Origin of the sequence: Pseudomonas sp. GD03944 (assembly GCF_029839275.1) — a bacterium.
Taxonomy (GTDB): domain Bacteria; phylum Pseudomonadota; class Gammaproteobacteria; order Pseudomonadales; family Pseudomonadaceae; genus Aquipseudomonas.
Map to the genome: position 1 here is coordinate 246936 of NZ_JAOCAH010000005.1, position 13654 is coordinate 260589.

12 protein-coding genes and 1 pseudogene are annotated in these 13654 nt (G+C 61.5%); all 13 read left to right on the top strand.

Annotated elements, in window-relative coordinates:
- Nucleotides 1-128: 128 nt before the first annotated feature.
- The 13 genes and pseudogenes from N5C28_RS10855 (at nt 129) to tauA (N5C28_RS10910) (ending at nt 13639) form a co-directional block, all read left to right on the top strand.
- The gene (locus N5C28_RS10855; RefSeq protein ID WP_279822184.1) at nt 129-719 is read left to right on the top strand and encodes a GNAT family protein; all 591 of its coding nucleotides are present in this window, start codon (nt 129-131) and stop codon (nt 717-719) included.
- 13 nt (nt 720-732) lie between these two features.
- Complete coding sequence (locus N5C28_RS10860) at nt 733-909, top strand: hypothetical protein (protein WP_279822185.1); 177 nt, start codon at nt 733-735, stop codon at nt 907-909.
- Nucleotides 910-1166: 257 nt separating this feature from the next.
- The gene (locus tag N5C28_RS10865) at nt 1167-3203 is read left to right on the top strand and encodes a type VI secretion system tip protein VgrG (protein WP_279822186.1); all 2037 of its coding nucleotides are present in this window, start codon (nt 1167-1169) and stop codon (nt 3201-3203) included.
- Nucleotides 3200-4060: a DUF4123 domain-containing protein gene (locus N5C28_RS10870; protein ID WP_279822187.1), complete on the top strand. Its 861-nt coding sequence runs from the start codon at nt 3200-3202 to the stop codon at nt 4058-4060. The genes N5C28_RS10865 and N5C28_RS10870 overlap by 4 nt, the downstream gene beginning before the upstream one ends.
- A complete protein-coding gene (locus N5C28_RS23860; protein WP_347881263.1) occupies nt 4057-7311 on the top strand; it encodes a toxin VasX in 3255 nt (1084 codons plus the stop codon). The genes N5C28_RS10870 and N5C28_RS23860 overlap by 4 nt, the downstream gene beginning before the upstream one ends.
- A complete protein-coding gene (locus N5C28_RS10875; RefSeq protein WP_279822188.1) occupies nt 7308-8276 on the top strand; it encodes a hypothetical protein in 969 nt (322 codons plus the stop codon). The genes N5C28_RS23860 and N5C28_RS10875 overlap by 4 nt, the downstream gene beginning before the upstream one ends.
- A gap of 86 nt (nt 8277-8362) precedes the next feature.
- A complete protein-coding gene (locus N5C28_RS10880; RefSeq protein WP_279822189.1) occupies nt 8363-8572 on the top strand; it encodes a hypothetical protein in 210 nt (69 codons plus the stop codon).
- Nucleotides 8569-9511: pseudogene (locus N5C28_RS10885) on the top strand (hypothetical protein). Before N5C28_RS10880 ends, N5C28_RS10885 begins: the two are co-directional and overlap by 4 nt.
- 65 nt (nt 9512-9576) lie before the next feature.
- Nucleotides 9577-9852: a hypothetical protein gene (locus N5C28_RS10890; protein ID WP_279822190.1), complete on the top strand. Its 276-nt coding sequence runs from the start codon at nt 9577-9579 to the stop codon at nt 9850-9852.
- Nucleotides 9853-9855: 3 nt separating this feature from the next.
- A complete protein-coding gene (locus tag N5C28_RS10895) occupies nt 9856-10812 on the top strand; it encodes a hypothetical protein (protein WP_279822191.1) in 957 nt (318 codons plus the stop codon).
- A 185-nt stretch (nt 10813-10997) separates the two neighbouring features.
- Nucleotides 10998-11480, top strand: a complete 483-nt coding sequence (locus tag N5C28_RS10900) for a hypothetical protein (protein ID WP_279822192.1) — start codon at nt 10998-11000, stop codon at nt 11478-11480.
- Between the two features lie 136 nt (nt 11481-11616).
- Nucleotides 11617-12597, top strand: a complete 981-nt coding sequence (gene tauA / locus N5C28_RS10905) for a taurine ABC transporter substrate-binding protein (protein WP_279822193.1) — start codon at nt 11617-11619, stop codon at nt 12595-12597.
- 67 nt (nt 12598-12664) lie between these two features.
- Nucleotides 12665-13639 (top strand): taurine ABC transporter substrate-binding protein, encoded by a 975-nt coding sequence (tauA, locus tag N5C28_RS10910; RefSeq protein ID WP_279822194.1) that lies wholly within the window; start codon nt 12665-12667, stop codon nt 13637-13639.
- Nucleotides 13640-13654: the final 15 nt, after the last annotated feature.

The following is a 13654-nucleotide window of genomic DNA, read 5'->3' on the forward strand; positions in this document are numbered from 1 at the left end:
CAGCAGCCATCTTATTACGCCGCCGCACGCGGCTGTCTGGAAGATTTGTGCAACGCCTCAAGGGGCACTGCTCGGCAACACCCCTGCCCTGTATAGTCCGACTCATCATTCGTTTGCGGAAGCGGTCCATGAGCGTAACGGCAGTGCCACTCACCCTGACGGGGTCCCTGGTCGAACTCCAGCCCCTGCAAGCCTCACATGCCGCCGCGCTGCTGCAGGCCGCGGCGGATGGCGAACTGTGGAACATGACCTTCACCATCATCCCCGATGCCCGGACCGTCGACGCCTATATCGCGACCGCCCTGCGCGGCCGTGAAGCCGGCACCATGATGCCGTTCGTCATCGTTCGCCGCGACACCGGCCAGGTCATCGGCAGCACCCGTTTCTGGAAGCTCGACATGGCCAACCGCAAGGTGGAAATCGGCCACACCTGGCTGAGCGCCTCAGCCCAGCGCACCGGGTTCAATACCGAAGCCAAGTACCTGCTGCTGACCCACGCCTTCGACACCCTGGACATGGTGCGGGTGCAGTTCACCACGGACGAGTTGAATGCAAAATCCCGTGCGGCGATCCTGCGCATCGGCGCCAAGCAGGAAGGCATCGTGCGGCACGAGCGCATCATGCCCGACGGGCGCAAGCGCAACTCGGTGCGCTTCAGCATCATCGACCCGGAGTGGCCCGAGGTGAAAGCGCGGCTGCAAGAGAAGATGGCGCGCTGAGGCGCCGGCCAGCATGGATAAATCACCAACCGACGATGAACTGCTCGCCCACATGCAGCGCCTGCTCCGCTCCGGGCGGGTCAAGCCGGTGCTGCTTGTGGACGTCACGCAGAAGGCCTTCCCCGAGGTCGAGCGCGACCGCATCGTGCGCTGCTACGGCCGGCTGGATTCTTCGCTGCTCAAGCGCTAGCGGCAGGTACTGACAGCAGTGACTCCGGCAGCAGAATCCACCCTCTTCGCTGCCGCTGAAACACCCGCTAACATTCAACCGCTCCGCCCGTCCAAAGCGCCACGTTCGAGCCCTCTGCATGGCTCTGCCACCCGCCTTCCCACGGGTGCAACGGCCTATTAGCGTGACACAGATCATACTGGCGCCCCGCTAGCATTGAATCCTCCGGCCAGGCTGGGCAACCTTGTCCCCGGCTCGGATCAAGGAAGGAAACCGCCATGCTGGATGCCAATCAGGCGCATATCGCTCTCGCCATTCCCGCTGTCGACACCGGACTCCAGGTGCTCGCGTTCACCGGCCGGGAAATGCTCAACAAGCCCTATTGCTTCGATATCGACCTGGTCAGCCCCAGCGCCGACCTCGATCTCGACGCCCTGATCAACCAGACCGCCTACCTCTCCTTCGGCCCCTCAGGCAAAGGCGTGCACGGCGTGATCTACAGCATCGAACAGGGCGACTCGGGCAAGCGCCTGACCCGCTACCGCATCAGCCTGCGCCCGCAGCTGGCCTACCTGGCGCACCGCACCAACCAGCGCATCTTCCAGCACCTGACGGTCCCGGACATCATCAGCCAGGTGCTTGAAGACCATGGCATCCAGGCCGATGCCCACCGCTTCCAGCTCGGCTACATCTACCCCGAGCGCGACTACTGCGTGCAGTACGACGAGAGCGACCTGCACTTCATCCAGCGCCTGTGCGAAGAGGAAGGCATCAGCTTCCACTTCCAGCACAGCGAAGACGGCCACGTCCTGGTATTCGGCGACGACGCCAGCGTGTTCCCCAAGCTCGACCCGCTCAACTATCAGCAGGACAGCGGGCTCGCGGCCTCCCATGAAGTGGTACGCGCCTTTGGCGTGCGCCTGGAGACCCGCAGCACCAAGGCCACCTGGCGCGACTACGGCTTCGAGCAACCCAAGTTGCTGATGGAAGGCGGCTTCGAAAGCGAGTTCACGCCTGAGCTCGAAGTCTACGACTACCCCGGCCGCTTCACCGACCGCACCCGCGGCAAGCACCTGGCCAAGCGCAGCCTGGAACGCCTGCGCACGGATTACGAACTGGCCGAAGGCCGCAGCGATGCCTACCTGGCATGCGGTCATTTCCTGGCCCTGGCACAGCACCCACGCGCCGAATGGAACGACCTCTGGCTGCTCACCGAGGTCATCCACGAAGGCAAGCAGCCGCAAGTGCTGGAAGAGTCGGTCACCAGCAACGCCAAGGCCGGCGACGGCTTCCAGCAGGGCTACCGCAACCGCTTCACCGCCACCCCGTGGGACATCCCCTTCCGCCCGCAACTGGAACACGCCAAGCCCAAGGTACTGGGTAGCCAGACCGCCGTGGTCACCGGCCCGGCCGGCGAAGAAATCCACTGCGATCAGTACGGCCGCGTGAAAGTGCAATTTCATTGGGACCGTGAGGCCCAGGGCGATGACAAATCCAGCTGCTGGCTGCGCGTGGCCTCCAACTGGGCCGGCGATGCCTACGGCGGCGTCGCCATCCCGCGGGTTGGTATGGAGGTGCTGGTCACCTTCCTCGAAGGCGACCCCGACCAGCCATTGATCACCGGCTGCCTGTACCACGCCGAACACGTGGTGCCGTACGAGCTGCCGGCGAACAAGACCCGCAGCCTGTTCAAGACCCTGAGCAGCCCGGGGGGTGGCGGTTACAACGAATTCCGCATCGAAGACCGCAAGGGCGCCGAGCAGATCTACATCCACGCCCAGCGCGACTGGGACGAAAACGTCGAGAACGACCAGAAGATTCGCGTCGGCCACGAGCGCCACGACACCGTGGAAGCCAACACCCACACCGAAATGCGCGCCGAAGAACACCGCACCACCGACCTCGACCGCAAGGTGGAAATTCGCGCCAACGACCACCTCACCGTCGCCGCCACCCAACACACCAAGATCGGCACCGGCCTGTTCATCGAAGCCGGCAACGAAATCCACTACAAGGCCGGCAGCAAAGTCGTGATCGACGCCGGCATGGAACTCACCGCCAACGGCGGCGGCAGCTTCCTCAAACTCGACCCCAGCGGCGTCACCCTCAGCGGCGCGACGATCAAGATGAACTCGGGGGGTGGGCCTGGGAGTGGGTCGGGCGCCAAACCGATACTGCCGGGCCAGATCAAGCCGGCGGACGCTGACAAGGCCGGTAATCTGCTGATCCAGGCCCAGAAACAGGCTCTGCAACGTGCCGCCAGCCAGGCCCAACCTTTCTGTGCCATTTGCCAGCAGATGGAGCGGAAGGCATGAGCGAACAACCCCGGCAATACCTGCTGCTCGACGGTGCGCAGATCGACAACCTGTTGGCTCAGCTCTATCAAATGGAAGCTGCTCCAGCTCTTCACAGGCTCTATCAGGGCACTCTTTACGACTCATTGGCCGATACTAGCCCGACCCTGATCGAGCTTTCGCCAGACAGCAGGCTGGAGGCTCACTTCACCGAGCATTGGCAGGCAAAGGCGGGAGTTTGGTTGCAAAGCGACACCAGTACGCAGGAACTGGTCGAGCACTTGCGCAGCCTAGTGCACGCTAGCATACAAGGCGTGACGGTATTACTGCGTTACTACGACCCGAGAGTGATGCGCCATTGGCTGGTCGAACTTCCCAGCGAAGAGCGCGACCACCTGATGGGGCCAATTCAGCGAATTCGCCTTGCGCCTCGCAATGTTGGTGACGAACCAATCGAGCTGCAACGCCAGATGTCGTCACCTGCTGCCCGCTATGACGATGTGCCCTGGCTGCACCTGAGTGACGATACAGTCGAACGCCTGAACAAAGCCCATCTGGAAACCTTTGATGAACAGGTGTTGACCCATATCGATCTCTACTTCCCCAACTGCCATACGGGCCAGGCTAGTGCCGCCCGCCAGGCCTGGGCACAGAACTGCCGACTAAGTGCCAACGCCCACGGCTACGGCAGCGCTGATCAAGTCGTACAGTGGGCCAACCTGTGCGCCGTGCTGGGTGTGGACTTTCCACAAGCGCCAGCGCATCAGCCCTATCGACAGATACTCGATACTCCGCAGTTGAATCCCCAACAGCGCCTGGAGCGGCTGGCTCTGGAACTGCAACGGCAACTGCTGACCGACAAGGAAGTCACCGCATGACGAATCAGAGCCAAGCGCTCAACCTGGCCGCGGCCAACAAGGCTGCACAACAGAATTTCCCCGCCGAAGACCTGGACAACGCGGTAAGCGCCTGCCCGGCCAGGCAGGCGGAAGTGTTCGTAGTGCCGGCGCGTTATGCCTTGAGTGAGGAAAAGGCCGAGCACCCCTCGGTGCAGCCGATTCGCCAGACGTTCAGCCACCCGATGGCGTTGCGCCGGTTGCGGCCCGGCTACCTGTACCTGTGGCAGGCCGAAGGCCCCCTGCAACGCTTCGCCGTAGCCGAGGATGGCCGCTTACAGGAGCAAGCGCTCAAGGATGGTCACAGCATACTTGCTCAGGGCACGCTGACGGGCCTCAAGCTGAACAAGGCACGGGGCGCCTGGATGATGCATGCCGAGCGGCCCTTGCCAGCAGAGCATTGTGAGGAGTTGAAAAGCCCGGGCGCTCGCCGCCGGCATATGCGGCACCTCGACCTGCCGGGCGTTGCCCGTGAACTGACGGCGGAACACTGCCCACCGCTAAGCGAGGCCTCGCAACTGATCGCCGAGTTGCTGCCGGAAAGTTACGACAAAGCGCTGGCCGTCGAGCATGTCGAAAATAGCGAACAGCAGAAGCAAACACTCGATCAGGTCTACGCCACTATCGGCACCTTCGACACGGCGGAACAAAATGCGGCGGCAGCCGACGCCTGGTTGCGGCTCAAAGCCCAGCAGGACAAATGCAGTGCGGCAGCCGAGAGGCATCCCGATGCCGCCGATCAAAAACCCGGTGAATGGAGTACCGTTGCCTGGGACACATTTGGCTGTGAGGCTTGGCTCAACCTGGCTTGCAGCCAGGCAGGCGCTTTGCACGCCGTGCTGGCATGCCTGGATGATGACCTGGGAGCCCTGCGCGATCTCAACAATGAGCAGGGGCTGATCAATATCCGCCATGAGCAATGGAACCAGCAGAACGCCCACAAGGGCATGATTGCCGGCTTCATCAACAGCCTGATCAACGAAGATGGCGCAGAGCTGAGCAGCCTCATCAACTATCGCTACAGGCCCGGTGAAGAGTTACAACTGACGCCCGAAGAAGGCGACCAGTTGCTCAAGGCGCACAACGACCTGAAGCCGCTGCTCGATGAGGAAACCCGCATCAACCGCGAGCGCGGTCGGCAGTACAGCCACGCTCAAGCTGATGCAATGCTGCGCCTGGTGCATTACGACGAGCAACAGGTGCTGCTGCCGCCGCGCAGCTTCATACCGCCACACCTGCACAACGAAATCCGTGCGGTAGTGATGGGCTACACCGCCGACAAGGCGCGCAACATAAGCGACAGTAGAAGCGGCGCGCAGGTGGCCGAGCGGGTACGCCTAGATGCCATGCAACGCTGGATGGACGACGAAGCCGCGCCACACCATCGCTGGCTGGCTGAACGGCGCGACAGCCTGTTGCAAGACAGCGAAACCTTCCTGGCCGTGCATGGCAATAGCCTGTGGTACGCCGATTATGACGACTCCGAGCACTGCGACTGGCTGAGCCACCTCAGCCTGGCGAGCCTGAGCGAGCTGTGCAGCAGCGGGCCGGGCATACAGGTGGCCGTCAACCTGCTGCGCTCACCCTCGCCGGAACGCCCCTTCAGCCTGCTGAGCAATGGCTTCAGCCCTGAATTGCTGGACTTGTCCGAACGCTCGGACGAGATCACGGCGGCGCTGACCAGCCAGAACCAGGCAGCCGTCGGGCAGTTGCTGGGTGCCCTGGTCAGCCAGGGCAAGCTTGCCTGGCTCAGTGAACTGGGCGGCGCCGATGGCCATGACTGGAACAGGGCCATTTCCCGCCTGGCTGCTGCGTTCGGCACCCTGGAGCTGGAGCACCTGAACAGCACGGCCAGTACGCCGAACCTGATCGCACGCTTCCCCCTGCCACTGCAAGGCCTGCTGCTGGTCGTGCGCTGGAGTTCCGGCGTGGTGATCAAAGGCGGCCAGCTCGGCTTCAGCCTCAGTGGCGCCGTGGGCCAGCGCCTGTGGGACTGGAGCCAGGAGGCAGGGCGACAACTTCAAAGAGGCCTGGCGCCGAACGTTGCCGCCGTCCGCAGCCTCAACACCTTGGGCGGTGTGCTACCGCTGACCGCCCTGTTGCTGCATATGAACAACCTGGCGCAGCTTGATCAGCGCGACCAGGGGCGGGAGATGGATACTGTTCGCGATTGGGAGCATACAGCGGAAAGTTTAAAAGTCGGAGCCGCGCTATCAGCTGTGATTGGAGCAAGTTGGGAGGCTACCGGCCAGAAAGCGGTTAGCGTGACATTGTTCAATCAAGCCTTGCAGGCTCCTATTGTTACTCTGTTTGCGTTCACTACAGGTGCATTGGCTGCCGTTGCAGCCTTCGCTGACATCGCCAAGCTCGCAGCCGAAATGCAGAAAGAGGATGCTTACTGGAGTGGCGATCACTGGGCGCGCCTGGGTCACGATGGCGCCGTGCTCGGCTTGATGGCCACCCAGACCGGTCTAGGTGGCTACGCCACCTATATGGCCCTGAGCAATCGCTGGACCATTGGCGAGGCGATCAAATGGTTCAGCCTGCGCATCGTGCCGGTGAACTGGCTGATTCTGATCGTCGAGGGGCTGTATCTGGTCTGGAACTACTTCAAGGACAGCGAGCTGCAGCAGTTCCTCGAACAATGCTGCTGGGGCAATGCGCGCCGTTGGGACGACAGCCCCGAACAGGCCAGCGCCGAGCTGCAAACCCTGATCGATCTGCTGTTCAAGCCCCGGCTGCAGGCCACAGGGCTGCTGACCAGCCGCCACTCGGGTGGCAGCGACCACAGCATCGTCATCGGCAGCAAGACCGACAGTCTGCAACTCTACCTGCCCGGCGCCGAGCCAAGCCGCACCCAGTTGCACCTGCGCCTGGCCGCCATCAACGCCGCTGGCACGCCTACCGACTGCACCCGCCAATGGCTGACCACTGTGCAAAGTCAGTGGCTGCCTATCCACCAGGGCATGGGCTTGCGCCTGAGCGGCAAGCTGCCGACCCAGCCAGAGGGCGGCTACTGGCAGTTGCAGGTGGTCTACCACAGCCCCCTGGCCATGCTGACCGGCACCCTCACCCCCCGCCAACTGTTAGTCGGTGGCGCCCAGGGCATGCGCTATATCATCCGAGGCACCACCATCACCGAACATGGCAGCAGCGATGGCCCGCTTATCAGCGACCGCCTCCCCGCCGTTGAGGTCGAACGGACAGTATTAACTCCCGAGGATCAGCAATGAACGCACAGGCCGGCGATATCGAACGCGGCGTTCTGCGCCAGCAGGAGCATCTGGCTCCTTTGCCAATTCCAACCGGGCAGCCCCCCCAAGACCTGATGAATATCATCTGGCGCAAGAACCCGGTCTATCTGGATATCGGTAGTTTCGCCATGGGGGGGGGGTTTATGACTCTTCATTTAGGAACTCTCCTATTCGTTTCAATTGGCATCTGGTTCGCTTCAAAAGGTCAAATTTGGGTAACTCTCGCATTCATTGCGTTTTTCTCAGCTCTGATGGGCACACTCTGGTATCTGTTTATCAAGCAATGGCGCAAACCACTGACACCGCCCCTGCGCTTCAACCGCCAGCGACGCGAGGTCTGCGTAACCGAGCCTGACGGCAACTACTGGTTCGTGCCCTGGGAGCGTGTGCATGCCGTCTCGCCCAGCGCCCTCAGCCTGAACACAGGCGGCGCCAGCAAGCAGGGTGCACTTATCCTCTGGTTGCCCCTCGAGGGGCAGGAGCATGAGGCCTATGCGGAGAACAAACCGGGCTGGGTGATGATGCTCAATACCGGCGGTGGCACTAGCTCCATGGCACAGTGGGAATGCATTCGCAGTTTTATGGAAATCGGCCCGGAGGCGGTGCCTGATACCACCCGTGAAGGCGCCTATGAGAAGGTTCAGAGCGGTGGCTACCTGGGGGCATGGATCGAGGCGTTCAAGCAGTTGTTCCGCGAGCTGAAGCAAGGCCGGTTCGGTGCTGCCTGCATGACCTTTCTCGGTCTGACCATTTTCGGTTTGCCCTGGATCGCGGTACTGATGATCCGAAAACTCGCCAATATCCCCGACCTCACCGCTCCCGAAGCGATGGAATGGTCAAAACCCTTGCCACCCGAGCAATGGGCCAAGCGTTCCCCGGAACTGGAGCGCGCCATCGCCAAGCGAGAGGCTGAGCTGGCGGAAGGTGCGGGCAGGGCTGCCTGAGTGCGGACTGGATACCCGCCGACCAAGGCCAGGGTCTGTTGCTGACCGGGCGCTTTGTCCGCCCCGTATCGCGACTGGAGATACAGGTGGGTTACCACAGCCCACTGCCCCTGCTCAGCGGCTCGCAAGGCGACGATGCCATCATCGGCGGCCCACGAGGCATACGTTTCGCCATTGCCTCGGACGGCCTGGTAACACCGCTCTACGCCGATGACCCCACACCCCGTCTAGAGGCTTGTGAGTTGGTCACCCTGACGCCAGAGCAGCTGCCCCCCAAGGACAACAGCACGCGATGAGTGATTTACCCGAAGCCGACACGAACCGATCCGGCCCCCTCTGGCAGGACGATTACCTCGCCCCACCGGCCATCCCCACAGGCGAAAAACCGTCTGATGTGCTGAATGTTATTTGGCGCAAGAACGACGTCTTTATCGATATCGGGTCGTGGGCGTTGGGATCGGCTGTGATGGTGCTGTGGTTAGGGTTTATTACAGCGATCTTTATTATCTGGATTGGGTGGGGCCTAGCCGCGCAAGAGTTGCTGATTGGCTTTGGAATAATACTCGGCATTCCGATCATGATTTTGCTTTACGGCCTCACAAAACCAGTCCCCCCTCCCATTCGTTTCAATCGCCAACGCCGCGAAGTCTGCGTTCCACAAAAGGATGGCGTTTATTGGTTCGTACCTTGGGAATCGGTGAAGGCTGTCGGTACGGCGGTTTCATCAGTCGGTCAGCATGGCCGTTCGACTCAAGGCCTGCTGATCATTGGCTTTCCCAATCCGCACTGGGACGGCAATTCCAGCGAGAACAAGGAATATTCCCTGGCACTGAGCTGTGGTGGCGGAAGGACTGCGATGGTCATGTGGGAATGCATCCGCAGTTATATGGAGGCAGGGCCAGATGCAGTTCCTGACTGCACTTACGATGAAACGAAGCGCCAGGGTTTTCTCTTAGTGCTGTGGATGACTCTGAAGCAGGTTGGAAGCAAGCTAAGAGGGGGGGATGTCCCCGGAGTCCTTTACGATCTGTTCTTCATTGTCTGCCTGGGCGCGCCTTTGGCCGTTTACCTCCAGGTTCAAAAACTGGCCCCCCCCTCCCGACCTGAGCGCCCCCGAAATCATTGAATGGTCGCAACCCTTGCCGCCGGAGCAATGGGCCAAGCGCTCGCCTGAGCTGGAACGCGCCATTGCCAAACGCGAGGCTGAACTGACCAGCGAGCGGGCTGCCGTATGAATCAAGCCGAAGCCTGCACCATGTAATAGCCAGCGTGAGGACCGCGACTTCCTTACCATGAAGTCATGATCAGCTTCGAGGGACACAAGGAATGGACGCAAAAGACCGTGCTGTTCGCTTTAGCCAGCCGCTGCATTCCACTGGTCTGGAGCGACGAAGACACCATCACCTTCGACTTGGATAACGGCACCCGCTCAGTCCCGGAGCCGGATGGCAGCGTGCGCCTGCGCCGCGCTTACCATGACGACGGACTCAGCACGCTGACACGCGTGGAGGGCAGACTGACTTATCAGCCTATTGAGAACCTCTACCTGCCACCCATCGATATCAAGTTGAGTTGAGCCATGACCGAAACAACCGCACCGCACCCCTTTGCCCAGCGCTTGCAAGGCAGCCCGGAGAGCTGCTTGCTCCGTGCCGACCAATCAACGGGCGCGGAGCTGCTGTGCATCCCCGAAGTCGAGGAACAAACCCAGCATTACCTGGTAATCGAGCACGGCGATAGCGCGGATCGCGGAATGTTGACCGGTGCCTTGGGGGGAGGGCTAGGATTTTTTAGCCTTGCAATGGGGCTTATGGCTTATGCAGATCGTGATATGGAATGGGTGCTTTACTGTTTATTGATTGCTCTAGCCGCTTTTATCCTTCCCTTTCTCTGGGAAGTTCTGCGCCCCATACCACTGCCCATTCTGCTCAATCGCCGCACCCGCGAGCTTTACTTCGAGCAGGACGGCGAGCTGTACCACACGCCTTGGGATGGGATCGCTGCGGCCGCCTACAGCTTTGCCACCATTGGCCCCTATACCGCCGGCATGCGCCACGCGGCCCTTGAAGCGCTGCTACATCGCTATGGCCATCCTCAGGAGCAGGTGGTGATCAACCTGGGCAGTCCCATTAGCAAAAGTCTGGACATGCAGCTGGGCTTCTGGGAGTACCTGCGTACTTATATGGACAAAGGCCCCTGGTTTGACGAACAGGGTAATCACAGTGAATCGGATGCGTTTATTCAGAGCCTGCTGGAGGGACGTAAAAGCAAAGGGCAATGGTCCCGCCTACATTGGGGACGGTTGATAGAGGAGTACCGAGAGAACAATGGCCGTAATTTTCTTACTTTCTCCCGCGTCATGATGTTGCTATGTAGCTTGCTTTTAGCACCGCTCAATACCCTGCAAAACTTCACATACACTATCGCCAAGCGTCGTGCCCGTAACCAATGGCCGGCACTGGTAAAAGAGCGCCCGCGCCCGAACGGTCCGAATAGTCGGCTGGTTGATCTGGAACGGGAGCAAAGGCTGGTATGAAGCAAGCCACTGTTCACCCCTTCGCCCAACGCCTGCAAGGCAACCCAGACATAAAGAAAGTCCCCACCATCGGCAGCGCTTCGCCTTTTTGATATTCGCGACATTAGCTTGGTGGGGCACACTGCAGCCTTTGGCTAGCGGTGAAGAGCTGCAAGAGGCATTGCAAATGCACAATCTGATCAACGATGAGTGACGCCTCGCTATTGGAGCGAACTCTGGTGTTCAGTTGGGTATCCCTGTTCGTAGCGGGAGGCTTCAACGGTATCTACCTCCGCTTCCACGGTATTCGCCGCTTCGATCGATACTTCTCAACGCTGCCGGATTTCGAGCAGGAGTCATACAGCCCGTTCGACCGTTTCTGCCGGATGCATCGCTACAGTTTTCTCTACACCCTGGGCCTGAGCCGTTCGACCATCAGCAGCTCCCTGGCCGTGTGGCTGTACTTCACGTGCTTCAGCCTGACCGTCTTCTGGATCAGCATGGTGATCGGCCAACTCAAGATTCACTTCGGTTTCAATCCACTGGCCCGAGCGCGTCCACAGGGGTGCCAGGCCACCTGGCACAACGGCTCTATCACCCCTTCCCTACCCCGCCAATACCCCACCTTGAAGCCTCTCCCCCACAGCACATTCACCCTCTCCAACCCTCATATACATATTCCCAAATAGTATTTGTTAGCTGTTTTTTAGATCGATTAACTTGCTTCCACCGGATCACCGGACTTCTGATTGAACCCCCGATTTTTCGTCCGTGATCCGGCCCTCCTGCGTTTGCAGCCGGCCGGCTGTCCAGGAGTGTCACGTCATGCTCAGCAAGTTCCTGCCGCAACGTCTGTTGGCGGCCATCGCCTTGAGTGGTTTTGCCCTGGGTGCCCAGGCCGTCGATTTCACGGTGGCGTACCAGACTACCGTCGATCCGGCCAAGGTGGCGCAGGCCAATGGTGCGTATGAGAAAGCCAGTAACGCCAAGATCAACTGGCGCAAGTTCGATGGGGGTGCGGAGGTCATCACCGCTGTGGCGTCGGGCGATGTGCAGATCGGTTATGTGGGCTCCAGCCCGCTGGCTGCGGCGGCCACCCGCCAGTTGCCGATCCAGACCTTCCTGATCGCCACCCAGATCGGTGCCGCCGAAGCGCTGGTGGCACGCGAGGGCAGTGGTATCCAGGGCCCGTCCGATCTGGTCGGCAAGAAGATTGCGGTGCCGTTCGTGTCCACCGGTCACTACAGCCTGCTGGCGGCGCTGAAGCACTGGCAGATTGACCCATCCAAGGTGCAGATCATCAACCTCGCGCCGCCGGCGATCATTGCTGCCTGGCAGCGTGGCGACATCGACGCGACGTACGTGTGGGACCCGGCCCTGGGCGTGGCCAAGGAGAGCGGCAAGGTGCTGATCACCTCCGGCGAGTTGAGCGACCTCGGCGCACCGACCTTCGATGCCTGGATCGTGCGCAAGGACTTCGCCGAGAAGCACCCCGAGGTGGTTCGGGCCTTCGCCAAGGTCACCCTGGATGCCTACGCCGACTACCGCAAGGACCCGAAAGCCTGGCTGGCCAACAGCGCCAACATCGACAAGGTGGTGAAGCTCTCTGGCGCCAAGGCCCAGGACATCCCGCTGCTGTTGCAGGGCAACGTCTTCCCGCTGGCGGCTGATCAGGTGACCGCGCTCGATGCGCCGACCACCCAGGCGATCACCGACACCGCCACTTTCCTCAAGGAGCAGGGCAAGGTCGACGCGGTGCTGCCGGACTACGCGCCCTATGTCAGCAAGCAGTACCTGAGCAACTGATCCCTTTCAGGCGGCTGTGACCGACGCCCAGGCGACCGCGGCCGCAAGCCCCTTCGGAGTTCGCAACATGACGCACCCTTTCCTTCGCCGGCTGCTGGCGGCCGTGGTCGTGGCTGGCCTCAGTGCAGCAGCCCAGGCCGATGACCTGATCATCGGCTACCAGACCGGTATCGACCCCACCAAGATCCCTCAGGCCGATGGCACCTACGACAAGGCCCTGGGCCAGAAGATCGACTGGCGCCGTTTCAACAGTGGCGCCGAAGTGGTCACCGCCATCGCCTCGGGCGACGTGCAGATCGGCAACCTCGGCAGCAGCCCGCTGGCTACCGCCACCACCCGTGGCCTGCCGATCGTGACCTTCTTCGTCGCCGCCCAGATCAACGCCGCCGAAGCCCTGGTGGTGCGCAACGGCAGTGGCATCAACGGCCCCCAGGACCTGGTGGGCAAGACCATCGCCACGCCGTTCGTGTCCACCTCGCACTACAGCCTGCTGGGCGCGTTGAAGCACTGGCAGCTCGACCCGAGCACGGTGAAGATCGTCAACCTCAACCCGACCGAGATCGCCGCCGCCTGGAAGCGCGGCAACATCGACGGCGCCTTCGTCTGGTCCCCTGCCCTGGGCGAGATCAAGAAGGAAGGCAAGGTGCTGACCGATGCCGAGCAGGTCGGCACCTGGGGCGCACCGACCTTCGAGGTCTGGGTCGCGCGCAAGGACTTCGCCGATAAACACCCCGAGCTGCTGAGCAAATTCGCCCAGGTCAGCCTCGACGCCTTCGCCGACTACGCCGCGCACAAGGACAGCTGGAACGCCGATTCCGAGCCGGTGCAGAAGATCGCCAGGCTGACCGGCGCTGCCCCGCAGGACGTTCCAGAACTGCTGGCCGGTTCAGCCTTCCCGGACGCCAGCCAGCAAGCGCAGTTGCTGCGTGGCAAGACCGCCCAGGACATCGCCGCCACGGCGGTCTTCCTCAAGGAACAAGGCAAGGCCGACGGCGTGCTGAGCGACTACTCGCCCTACGTCAGCGACGCCTACCTCCCTTAATCCGCCCGGCGCCCA

Coding starts and splice junctions, on each gene's coding strand:
- N5C28_RS10855 (WP_279822184.1), top strand. CDS start 129: ATGAGCGTAACGGCAGTGCCACTCACCCTGACGGGGTCCCTGGTCGAA.
- N5C28_RS10860 (WP_279822185.1), top strand. CDS start 733: ATGGATAAATCACCAACCGACGATGAACTGCTCGCCCACATGCAGCGC.
- N5C28_RS10865 (WP_279822186.1), top strand. CDS start 1,167: ATGCTGGATGCCAATCAGGCGCATATCGCTCTCGCCATTCCCGCTGTC.
- N5C28_RS10870 (WP_279822187.1), top strand. CDS start 3,200: ATGAGCGAACAACCCCGGCAATACCTGCTGCTCGACGGTGCGCAGATC.
- N5C28_RS23860 (WP_347881263.1), top strand. CDS start 4,057: ATGACGAATCAGAGCCAAGCGCTCAACCTGGCCGCGGCCAACAAGGCT.
- N5C28_RS10875 (WP_279822188.1), top strand. CDS start 7,308: ATGAACGCACAGGCCGGCGATATCGAACGCGGCGTTCTGCGCCAGCAG.
- N5C28_RS10890 (WP_279822190.1), top strand. CDS start 9,577: ATGATCAGCTTCGAGGGACACAAGGAATGGACGCAAAAGACCGTGCTG.
- N5C28_RS10895 (WP_279822191.1), top strand. CDS start 9,856: ATGACCGAAACAACCGCACCGCACCCCTTTGCCCAGCGCTTGCAAGGC.
- N5C28_RS10900 (WP_279822192.1), top strand. CDS start 10,998: ATGAGTGACGCCTCGCTATTGGAGCGAACTCTGGTGTTCAGTTGGGTA.
- tauA (WP_279822193.1), top strand. CDS start 11,617: ATGCTCAGCAAGTTCCTGCCGCAACGTCTGTTGGCGGCCATCGCCTTG.
- tauA (WP_279822194.1), top strand. CDS start 12,665: ATGACGCACCCTTTCCTTCGCCGGCTGCTGGCGGCCGTGGTCGTGGCT.